Raw genomic sequence first — 10,396 nt, forward strand, 5'->3', positions numbered from 1 at the left:
CGCGAGCGGCGTCTCGAACCATGAAGGCCCAGCTGAGGCATCTCGGCCTTCATCCTTCGAGACGCGCTTCCGTGGGAAGCGCTCCTCAGGATGAGGGGACAGACCTTTATCGCGCGGCTTTCGAGCCGAGGTCCGCGATCGCTTTCATCACGGCGTCCCTCACGCCGGGATCATAGAGCGAATGCCCAGCCTCTTCCACGATGCGGATCTCGGAACCCGGCCACACTTTTGCGAGCGCCCAGGATGTCTCAGGCGGGCACAACAGATCATAGCGGCCCTGGATGATGATGCCGTGAATGCCGGCGAGATTGCCGGCATTTCGCAGCAGCTGATCCGGCGCCATGAAGCAGTCATTGATGAAGTAGTGTGCTTCCATGAACGGCGTCGCGGGCAGCGTGCGCCACACGTTGAGCGTGGCGAGATCAAGCCGCGTGCGTGCCGGCTTGTGTTCGGACAGCGTGCGCTCGGTATCATGCCAGGCCCGCGCGGCGGGGCCATGCTTATCAGGATCAGGATTGAGAATGCGGCGCCAATACGCCTCGATAGGCCGCTCTCGTTCTTCCGCCGAGAGCAGGCTCAAGAAGTCCTCGTTGAGCGCGGGATAGAGCTGCGGCAGCCGCGACGTGAAGCCGGTCTCGACCTCCGCTCGCGTGCCGAGAAAGGTTGCGCGCAGCACGATACCCGAAACGCGCTCGGGATGAGCTTCCGCGTAGGCCAGCGCAAGCGTCGCCCCCCAGGAGCCGCCGATCACGATCCAGCGTTCGAAACCGAACTTTTGGCGGATCAACTCCATGTCGGCGACGAGGTGCTGCGTGGTGTTGTGCTCGCGCGAGCCCTTCGGCCGGCTGCGGCCGGCGCCGCGCTGGTCGAACAGCACAGCATGGAAGCGTTCAGGATCAAAAAGCCGGCGATGGTCGGGCTGGCAGCCGCTGCCGGGACCGCCATGCAGATAGACGGCTGGGATGCCATCAGTGCGGCCGACGCTTTCGACATAGATCTCGTGGCCGTCCGAAACGGCAAGCATTTCCGAAGTCAGCGGCGCAAAGGGATCGGCGCGCTTGGCCGATTTGGCCGCGTCGGCGTCAGGCGCCATGCTTGCCGGACTCCACAGGGTCAGGCTCCAAAGTGCCACCGGCAAAGTTGCGGTAGAGGAAGCGGTTGGTCTCGCCTTCGGCTTCGCGTTCGGCCTGCTTGAAGATGGTCTCGTGCAGCGGCGACAGCGCGCAGGCCGGATCGGTATTGGCCGCATCGCCCGTCAGTGCAAAGGCCTGGCAGCGGCAGCCGCCGAAATCGATCTCGCGGAATTCGCAAGTTCGGCACGGCTCCTTCATCCAGCCGGTGCCACGATAGCGGTTGAAGGCGTCCGAGTTCTGCCAGATCCAGGCGATCGAATGATTGGAGCGCACGGATTCGAAGTCGAGCCCGGTGATGCTCTCGGCCGCATGGCAGGGCAGCACCTTGCCGGCGGGTGAGATGTTGAAGAACTGCCGGCCCCAACCGCCCATGCACTTCTTCGGCCGTTGCGCGTAGTAATCCGGCACGACGTAGTCGATCGCGAGCGTGCCCTTGAGACGCTCGCGCGCCTCCTCGACGATACGGGTGGTCTCGTCGAGCTGCGCGACCGTCGGCATCAGCGCGGCGCGGTTCTTCAGCGCCCAGCCGTAGTACTGGACGTTGGCGACCTCGAGCCGGTCGGCATCGAGATCGACCGCCATCTGGATGATGTCGGGGAGCTGGTGCAGGTTCTGGCGGTGCATCACCGCGTTCACGGTGAGCGGCAGATCGAGCTCTCGCGTCCACTTCGCGACTTCGAGCTTCTTGTGATGCGCGCCCTTGTAACCGGCGACGCGGTCGGCAGCGATATCTTCGGTGCCCTGAAAACTGATCTGCACATGGCAGAGGCCGGCATTCGCGAGCTCGCTCAGTCTGTCGCGCGTCAGCAGCACGGCGGAGGTGATCAGGTTGGTATAGAGGCTGGCGTCGCTCGCATGCTTGATGAGCTCGACGAGGTCTTTCCGCGCAGTCGGCTCGCCGCCGGAAAAATGGACCTGGAGCACGCCGATCTCGGCGAGCTCGGTCAAGACCTTCTTCCACTCCTCGGTCGTCAGCTCCTTGCCGGCGCGATCGAGCTCGACCGGGTTGGAGCAATAGGGGCATTGCAGCGGGCAGCGATGCGTGACTTCCAGCAGCACCGCCAGCGGAATGCCAAAAGTCTCTGCCGTCGAGCGCTGTTTTTCGAGCACGGCGAGGCTGTCGCTGACATCGTGGGGAACGCCGGGGTCGCCGAGTACGTCACTCATGACGTCTTCTCCCGTGCTTCGGTGAGAAAGCCTTTGTCCGCCAGGTCCTGCAACATGGCGACCACGTCGGCCAGGATCGCATCGCGCGGCGCAGCATACTTCGCGGCGAGCTGGTCGGCCACATTGCCGACGGTGCGGATGCCGTCGCAGAGCTGCAGAACCTCGACCGCGATCTCGTCCGGCGCCAGCACCCGTTCCGGCGCCAGGATCACCCAGACCTTGCGCGTCTCGTCGTATTTCAGCTTGGCATGCCGCGGCAGCACGGGCCGGCTCGCTTCGCTGACGCTGATGTGACGCGGCCCGGCCATTGCTTATTTCCTCTCAGCTCGCCTTGGGCGCGAAGGCGCCCGGCGGAATGTGCCCATCGACATAGGCATGATAGAGCGCGTCTAACTGCACCCACAGCACGTTGGTCTTGAAGATCAGCGCGTTGCAGACGGCCGCGCGTTCCTCCGGCGTCCTGGCGTGCTTCCTGACATAGTCGAGCGCAAAGTTCGCATCGCGCGGCGCCTGCGTCAGGCGGCGCTTGAAGTAGCTCATGATATCAGGGTTGACGAAGTCATAGTGCTCCAGCATGCCGCTGATGCGCTCTTCGTGCAGGTTCGGCGCGAACAGTTCGGTGAGCGAGGAGGCGATCGCCTCCAGCGGGCTCTTCTCGCGGCAGAAATGCACATAGGCCTCGACCGCAAAGCGTGTCGCCGGAAGGATGCCTTCGGTCGATTCCACATAGGCCGTGTCGAGGCCCAGGCCTTCGGTCAGCTTTAGCCAGCGCTCGATGCCGCCCTGGCTGCCGACATCGCCGTCATGATCCTCGATGCGGTGGCGCCACTCCAGCCGCGTGGCGCGGTCGCGAAAGCGCGAGATCACCACGGCATCCTTGAGCGGGATCGTGCTCTGGTAATAGTAGCGGTTGAGTGCCCAGGCCTGCACCTGGCCCTTGTTCAGCTTGCCGCCGTGCAGGAGCTTATGGAACGGATGCAGGCTGTGATAGCGCGTCGCGCCAATGTGGCGCAGCGTCGCCTCGAGCTCCTCGGCCGAGTTGAGCCTGATGTCCTTGCCGATCGAGAGTGCGGTCATTCCGGGAAGCGTCATGGCGTTCACAGCACGATCTCCGTTCCATCGGCGGGTATCTGCCAGCCCGCATGCTCGGCCGCCTTGCGCTCGGGCGAGGAGGGCAGCAGCGCCGGATTCGAGTTATTGATATGCAGAAATATCTTCCTGTCGATATCGAGGCCGGCAAGCCGCGCGAGGGCGCCGTCCTCGCCGGACATGGCGACATGTCCCATGCTCTTGCCGGTCTTGTGGCCGAGCCCGGCCCGGATCATCTCGTCGTCGCGCCACACCGTGCCATCGAAGAACACCAGCGATGCGCCGGCGATCTGCGCTCTCAGCGCGTCGGTGATCTCGGCACAGGCGGCGAGGAAGTAGAAGTTCTTGCCGGTCGACTTGTCGGTGATCTTCAGGCCCAGCGTATCGCCCGCACCACTGCTCCCGCCGGGATGCGCCTTGCCTTCCAGGTACCAGGCCGATTTGCCTGCTACCTCGAGTGCAACCACCTCGATGCCGGAGCGTGCGCCGTCCGGAAGGCGCGGCTCGAACGGTTCGTCGACCCCGATCGGCTGGCGCCTGACGTTCTTCTCATTCAGCACGTTGAAGATGCTGTTGGCCTTCAGGATCGCCAGCACCTTGTCATGGGCGTAGATCGTGAACGGCGAGCCCTCGCGCATCGACAAGAGGCCGGCGACTGCGTCCACCTCGCCATTGGTCAGGATCACGCCGGCAACCGGCGTGTGGCGCAGCGCGCCCGGCTTGGGGTGAAGCTGCGGCGTGGCGTTGAATTGCTGTCGGAGGTCGGGAGAGGCGTTGATCAGGAACCAGTTATCGCCGTCGGCGCTGAAGGCGACCGAAGCCTGGGTTCTCTGCAATTGTCGGGGTTCAGCGCGCGCTGCCCGGCAGCCTGTGCACCCGCAGTTCCACTGCGGGACCCCGCCGCCAGCCGCGGCGCCCAGGACGACGACGCGAAGCATAATTCCGTCTCCTGGAGACACGTGTCGAGGTGGATCTCAGGCTGACACAACCCCCTTCGTCCGGGAAAGTCACGCACCCGACGGATCCACCTGCGCTCAACGTGAAATTGCCGCCCTTACTTGCGGGTGGCGCTCACATACATGTTGATTTCCATGCCGCACGGCACTTCGACGATTTTCGGTGCTTTCCAGGCCATTGTGGCTCTCCTTTTCTGAGAAATCGGACGTGTCCGCCCCCGGTTAAACTACTGCGGGCGGAAAAGTTCGCCAGTTAAATCTTCCGGGACCTAGGTAGTAGACAGCTGCAATGCTGCGCTGCAAACACGAAAAGGCGCGATCACGCCGCGGAGATGACGCAAAAACAGCAAAACAACCCCGTGCAAAATACGACGATATGCAAAGAACGGACGATAGGGTGTCATCCCTGTCCGGATAAAGCAGTTGTGAGTAAGAAGCGGCTTTCAATCCTCTACAGGCGACCCCATTGGATCAAGGCATGCCCAGATATTTCTTCAACACCCGCATCGGCGACGAATTGATCGTGGACCCTGACGGCGAGGACCTGCGCAATCCCGATCGCGCCTGGGAAGTGGCGCGCCAGATGATTTTGGAAGTTCTGAAGTCGGAAGGGACGCAGCCGGCGCTGCTGGAGGCCGTCATCGAGGTCACCGACGACGACGGTGAGATCGTGCTGGAATTTCCCTTCACCGAGGCGCTTCTGGACATGCCGGACCAGTCCGCCACCCGGCACTGACGATCCGGATTCGGCCCCCGCGTATTGCGCATGGCTTTGCCGCCTGACCGGCGCTAAAAGACCCGGTCACACGGAGCATGCCATGCAAGATCTCTGGCGCTTGTCGGCCGCCGACCTCGCCACCCTCATTCGGTCGAAGAAGATTTCCGCCACCGAAGCTGCGAAGGCCGGCCTTGCCCGGCTCGATGCCGTCAATCCCAGGCTGAACGCAGTGATCGACCATCGGCCGGAGGACGTGCTCAAGCAGGCGGCGGCCGTGGATGGCAAGATTGCCCGGGGCGAGGATCCCGGCCTTTTGGCCGGCGTCCTCGTGACCGTGAAGGTCAATGTCGACCAGGAGGGCTTTGCCACCACCAATGGCCTGAAGATTCAGCGCGAGGTGATCGCGAAGGCCGACAATCCGGTTGTCGCCAATTTGCGCAAGGCGGGCGCCGTCATCCTCGGCCGCACCAACTGCCCGGCCTTTTCCTACCGCTGGTTCACCACCAATCTGATTCATGGCGACACCAAGAACCCGCGTGACGCCTCGCTGACCCCGGGCGGCTCGTCCGGCGGCGCAGGTTCGGCCGTAGCAGCAGGCATCGGCCACATCGCCCACGGCACCGATATCGCGGGCTCGATCCGCTATCCTGCCTACGCCTGCGGCGTGCACGGCCTGCGGCCGACCATGGGCCGGATTCCCGCCTTCAACGCCGCGCTGCCGGAGCGCCCGATCGGGCCGCAGATCAGCGCGGTCTCCGGGCCGCTGGCGCGCACCATCAATGACTTGCGGATTTCGCTCGCCGCGATGGCGGCCCGCGACGCGCGCGACCCCTGGTGGGTGCCGGCGCCGCTCGAAGGACCGGCGATGCCCAAGCGCGCGGCGCTGTGCCTCAACCCGGACGGGCTCACGACTGCGCCTGAGGTGAAGGCCGCGGTCAGCGACGCCGGCAAGCGGCTGGAGCGGGCAGGCTGGACGGTGGAGGTGATCGAGAACACCCCCCCGATGCGGGAAGCTGCTGATTGGCAGACCAAACTCTGGATCGGCGACGGCTACGAGGCCGCGCTCGAAGCCGCCGAGCGCGAGGGCGATCCAGGCGCGCTCGCCTGCCTGCGCGGCAACCGTGCCAAGGTCACCCCGTTCGACCAGGCGGCCTACGCCAAGGCGCTGATGCGCCGGGCAACGCTAACCCGCGAATGGATGCTGTTCTTCGAGACATACGCGGTGGTGCTGACGCCGGTCTCCGGCGAATTGCCCTTTCCTGACCATCTCGATCGCAAGGACGAGGCGTCCTTCAAGCGGGTCTGGGACGCGCAGTTGCCGCAGATCGCCATTCCCTTCATGGGACTGCCGGGCCTCGTGGTCTCCACCGGTCTCGTCGGCAGAGCGCCCGTCGGCGTGCAGGTCGTATCCGGCCGCTATCGCGAGGACCTCTGCCTGCTCGCCGGCGAGGCGATCGAGGCCGGCGGCGTGCCGCCGTCACCGATTGATCCCGTGGGCTAAAGGACAACGATGTCGGCGATCTACGATTTTTCGGCCAACTCGCTTCTCGGCGAGGACGTGCCGATGCGACGCTTTGAGGGACAGGTGCTGCTCATCGTCAACACGGCGAGCAAATGCGGCTTCACGCCGCAATATCGTGGGCTGGAGGACTTGCACCGTGACCTTAGCCCGCGAGGCTTCTCCGTGCTCGGCTTTCCCTGCAACCAGTTCGGTGGCCAGGAGCCGGGCAAGGCAAGCGAGATCCAGGAGTTCTGCAGCACGCAGTATGACGTCACCTTCCCGTTGTTCGAGAAGATCGACGTCAACGGCGCCAATGCGCATCCCCTCTATGAGTACCTGAAACGTCAGCAATCCGGCCTGTTGGGTGCCTCCATCAAATGGAATTTCACGAAATTCCTGGTGGACCGTGCAGGCAAGGTGGTGGCGCGCTATGCGCCAACCGCGCGGCCCGAGGGGCTGCGCCAACAAATCGAGACAATGTTGTGAGCGAGACAATCATGAGCGACGAATTCCCGGACCGCCTGTCAGTCGATCCGAACAGCCCGTACTACAACGCCGACATCCTGGCGCGCGACGTCGGCATCCGCTTCAAGGGCATCGAGAAGACCAATGTCGAGGAGTATTGCATCAGCGAGGGCTGGGTCCGCGTCACGGCCGGCAACGCCAAGGACCGCCACGGTAATCCGCTGACGATCAAGGTGCATGGGTCTGTCGAGCCGTATTACAGGGATAAGAAATAAGCTCGGCGCTCGGGGCGCGCCGCACATTTCCGCCGTCATGCCCGGGCTTGTCCCGGGCATCCACGTCTTCGAACTTGCTCAGTGGCAAGGGCGTGGATGGCCGGGTCAAGCCCGGCCATGACGAGAGGAAAGAGCAGGCCAGGAGGAGAGGAAACCCATGTCCGTCCGCATCGTCGACGTCCGCGAGATCACCAAGCCGATCTCCTCGCCGATCCGCAACGCCTATATCGATTTCACCAAGATGACGACGAGCCTGGTCGCCGTCGTCACCGACGTCATGCGTGACGGCAAGCGCGTCGTCGGCTACGGCTTCAACTCCAACGGCCGCTACGGGCAGGGTGGCCTGATCCGCGAGCGCTTTGCCGCGCGCATCCTCGAGGCCGAGCCGAAGTCGCTGCTCGACGAGGCCGGCGAAAATCTCGACCCCGACAAGGTCTGGGCCGCGATGATGACCAACGAGAAGCCGGGCGGTCACGGCGAGCGTTCGGTCGCGGTCGGCACCATCGACATGGCGGTGTGGGATGCGGTGGCGAAGATCGCCGGCAAGCCGCTGTTTCGCCTGCTCGCCGAGCGCCACGGCGTCAAGGCCAATCCACGCGTGTTCGTCTACGCCGCCGGCGGCTACTACTATCCCGGCAAGGACCTCTCGATGCTGCGCGGCGAGATGCGCGGCTATCTCGATCGCGGCTACAACGTCGTCAAGATGAAGATCGGCGGCGCGCCAATCGAGGAGGATCGTACGCGCATCGAAGCGGTGCTGAAGGAGATCGGCGAGGACGCGCAGCTTGCGGTCGATGCCAACGGCCGCTTCGATCTGGAGACCGCGATCGCCTACGCAAAGATGCTGCGGGACTATCCGTTGTTCTGGTACGAGGAGGCCGGCGATCCCCTCGACTATTCGCTACAGGCCGCACTTGCAGAATTCTATCCGGCGCCAATGGCGACCGGCGAGAATCTCTTCAGCCACCAGGATGCCCGCAACCTGATCCGGCATGGCGGGATGCGGCCCGATCGTGATTGGCTGCAATTCGACTGCGCGCTGTCCTACGGCCTCTGCGAATATCAGCGCACGCTGGAAGTTTTGAAGACCCATGGCTGGTCGCCCAGCCGCTGTATCCCGCATGGTGGCCACCAGATGTCGCTGAACATCGCCGCCGGCCTCGGCCTCGGCGGCAATGAGAGCTATCCCGACCTGTTCCAGCCCTATGGCGGCTTCCCCGACGGCGTCCGCGTCGAGAACGGTCACATCATCATGCCGGACTTGCCGGGCATCGGGTTTGAAGGGAAGTCGGATCTCTACAAGGAGATGAAGGCGCTGGCGGAGTAGCGGTCGGACTCGCCAAGCTTTCAGTAGCCATACCCCGCGAAGGCGAAGGCGAAGGCGTCCAGTACGCCGCGGCTTCTCCGTATTCGTCGCTGCCTCGGGAATACTGGATCGCCCGAACAAGTCGGGCGATGACACCATACGTGCGTTCAGGATAACCGCATATCCAACAGCCGTCGCTCGCCCTTGAGCAGCTTCTTCACCGCGCTCGACGCGACGACCGTGCCGTCGTTGGCGTAGGCTTCGTGGTTCTTCTCGATGTCCTCGAGGCGGTAGAGATAGTTGACCATGACACCGGCGGATTCGCGCAGGCCCTTGGGCGAGAGGTCTCCCAACCAGTTGATGCGCTCCAGTCGTGCGCCATTGCCGAGATGGAAGCGGGCGACCGAGTCGATCAGCCGGCCCTTCGACGTGCGTGCTTTCAGGAAATAATAGGCGGCGAGCGGTTCGATCACGCCGCGCAGCTGCGCGGTCAGCTCCGCGTCCTCGAACCATTTCGGCTCGTCGAGATGCTTCAGCACCTCGCGATCTTCCTCCGACAGCGGCAGGTCCTTGTCCTGCTTCAGCCACGGCATGAAGCCCGGCACCGGCGACAGCGTCACGAAGGTGTCGAGCTTGGGCAGCTCGCGGCGCAGCTCCTCGACCACCTGCTTGATCAGGAAGCTGCCGAAGGAGATGCCCCCCAAGCCTCGCTGTGTGTTCGAGATCGAGTAGAACACGGCGGTGCGTGCGCGCTCGATCGGCACCGGCTCGCGGTCGACCGCGAGCAGCGGCGCGATTGCGCCGGGGATCGTCTCGGTCAGCGCCACCTCGACGAAGATCAGGGGCTCATCGACTAGCGCCGGATGGAAGAAGGCGTAGCAGCGGCGGTCGACCGGATCGATACGGCGGCGCAGATCGTCCCAGTCGCTGATCTCGTGCACGGCCTCGTAGCGGATGATCTTTTCGAGGATGTTGGCCGGTGTCGACCAGTCGATCCTGCGCAGCACGAGAAACCCCCTGTTGAACCACGAACTCAAGAGATGCACGACGTCGCGGTCGAGCGCGGCGAGGTCGGTGTGCCCGTTCATCATGCCGAGCAGGTCGGCGCGCATGGCGACGAGATCGCCGGTGCCGCCAGGGGCGCGGTTGAGGCGACGGATCAGCTCCTGCCGCCGCGGCTCCGAGGCGAAATGCAGGTCACTGGCGTCCTCGTCGCTCGGCTGGGTGCGCCATTTCTCGACCGTCTGGGCAAGCTTCTCGCGGTCCGGCCCGAAATCACGCACGAGCGCCGCGAAGAAGGCGCGGCGTCCGGTCGCATCGAGGTCCTGATAGTGGTCGAGCACCTCGCGCGCCATCGCGGTGCCCGAGGCCTCGCCTCGACCCGACAGCAGCGCCTCGCACAGCTCGATCAAGCCATCGGCGTCCTGTCTTGTGTCCGAGGCGTCACCGCGCCGCAGCAGCGTACGGCCGCGCTCGGAGATCGTGGCGAGCAGGTCGGAGAAAAAGGCGTTGGCCATCTGGGCTTTTCGAATCCGGTTTGTGCGGTGCGGAAGCTTACACGGGATTTAGGTGGAAGCTTATCACAATCAAGCGCAAGTGGGATGCATGTGAAGCAGTGCCATGCGCTTCAAAGAAAGCTGTCATGCCCCGGCTTGACCGGGGTATCCAGTACGCTGCGGCCGGTCGGTTCGATCACCGCCGTCTCGGAGTACTTGTATGGGCTTGGTCAAGGATGAGTGGTTGTTAGATCATTTCAGATCATCTCCTTGTTCGAAGGAGGCGGACG

At 64.0% G+C, this 10,396-nt stretch carries 12 protein-coding genes; 5 read left to right on the forward strand and 7 right to left on the reverse strand.

Annotation, left to right across the window (positions count from 1 at the left end):
- Positions 1 to 106 precede the first annotated feature (106 nt).
- From pip to pqqA, 6 genes are all read right to left on the reverse strand, one after another.
- Positions 107 to 1,093, reverse strand: coding sequence for a prolyl aminopeptidase (gene pip, locus SO140_RS21070; RefSeq protein ID WP_449381059.1), 987 nt, complete (start codon positions 1,091 to 1,093; stop codon positions 107 to 109).
- The gene (pqqE, locus tag SO140_RS21075; protein WP_449381058.1) at positions 1,083 to 2,300 is read right to left on the reverse strand and encodes a pyrroloquinoline quinone biosynthesis protein PqqE; all 1,218 of its coding nucleotides are present in this window, start codon (positions 2,298 to 2,300) and stop codon (positions 1,083 to 1,085) included. Before pqqE ends, pip begins: the two co-directional genes overlap by 11 nt.
- Entirely contained in the window at positions 2,297 to 2,608 is a 312-nt protein-coding gene (pqqD, locus tag SO140_RS21080; protein ID WP_449381057.1) for a pyrroloquinoline quinone biosynthesis peptide chaperone PqqD, read from the reverse strand. Before pqqD ends, pqqE begins: the two co-directional genes overlap by 4 nt.
- 13 nt (positions 2,609 to 2,621) lie before the next feature.
- Positions 2,622 to 3,377 carry a pyrroloquinoline-quinone synthase PqqC gene (gene pqqC, locus SO140_RS21085; RefSeq protein ID WP_449381110.1) on the reverse strand — a complete coding sequence of 252 codons (756 nt, stop codon included), beginning with the start codon at positions 3,375 to 3,377 and terminating at the stop codon, positions 2,622 to 2,624.
- A gap of 20 nt (positions 3,378 to 3,397) precedes the next feature.
- Positions 3,398 to 4,327: a pyrroloquinoline quinone biosynthesis protein PqqB gene (gene pqqB, locus SO140_RS21090; protein ID WP_449381056.1), complete on the reverse strand. Its 930-nt coding sequence runs from the start codon at positions 4,325 to 4,327 to the stop codon at positions 3,398 to 3,400.
- A 116-nt stretch (positions 4,328 to 4,443) separates the two neighbouring features.
- Positions 4,444 to 4,524 (reverse strand): pyrroloquinoline quinone precursor peptide PqqA, encoded by an 81-nt coding sequence (pqqA, locus tag SO140_RS21095; protein WP_007595659.1) that lies wholly within the window; start codon positions 4,522 to 4,524, stop codon positions 4,444 to 4,446.
- Between the two features lie 299 nt (positions 4,525 to 4,823).
- Here pqqA and SO140_RS21100 point away from each other — a divergent pair, with 299 nt between their 5' ends.
- The 5 genes from SO140_RS21100 to tarD all read left to right on the forward strand — a co-directional run bounded on the left by SO140_RS21100 (position 4,824) and on the right by tarD (position 8,631).
- A complete protein-coding gene (locus SO140_RS21100) occupies positions 4,824 to 5,081 on the forward strand; it encodes a DUF6894 family protein (protein ID WP_449381055.1) in 258 nt (85 codons plus the stop codon).
- Between the two features lie 82 nt (positions 5,082 to 5,163).
- The gene (locus tag SO140_RS21105) at positions 5,164 to 6,564 is read left to right on the forward strand and encodes an amidase family protein (RefSeq protein ID WP_449381054.1); all 1,401 of its coding nucleotides are present in this window, start codon (positions 5,164 to 5,166) and stop codon (positions 6,562 to 6,564) included.
- A gap of 9 nt (positions 6,565 to 6,573) precedes the next feature.
- The gene (locus tag SO140_RS21110) at positions 6,574 to 7,050 is read left to right on the forward strand and encodes a glutathione peroxidase (RefSeq protein WP_449381053.1); all 477 of its coding nucleotides are present in this window, start codon (positions 6,574 to 6,576) and stop codon (positions 7,048 to 7,050) included.
- An 11-nt stretch (positions 7,051 to 7,061) separates the two neighbouring features.
- Positions 7,062 to 7,304, forward strand: coding sequence for a DUF3297 family protein (locus tag SO140_RS21115; RefSeq protein ID WP_449381052.1), 243 nt, complete (start codon positions 7,062 to 7,064; stop codon positions 7,302 to 7,304).
- Positions 7,305 to 7,461: 157 nt separating this feature from the next.
- Entirely contained in the window at positions 7,462 to 8,631 is a 1,170-nt protein-coding gene (gene tarD, locus SO140_RS21120; RefSeq protein ID WP_449381051.1) for a D(-)-tartrate dehydratase, read from the forward strand.
- Between the two features lie 146 nt (positions 8,632 to 8,777).
- Here tarD and SO140_RS21125 read toward each other — a convergent pair whose 3' ends face one another.
- Entirely contained in the window at positions 8,778 to 10,127 is a 1,350-nt protein-coding gene (locus SO140_RS21125; protein WP_449381050.1) for a malonyl-CoA decarboxylase, read from the reverse strand.
- Positions 10,128 to 10,396 lie beyond the last annotated feature (269 nt).

It is taken from the genome of Bradyrhizobium sp. UFLA05-108, from assembly GCF_059803455.1.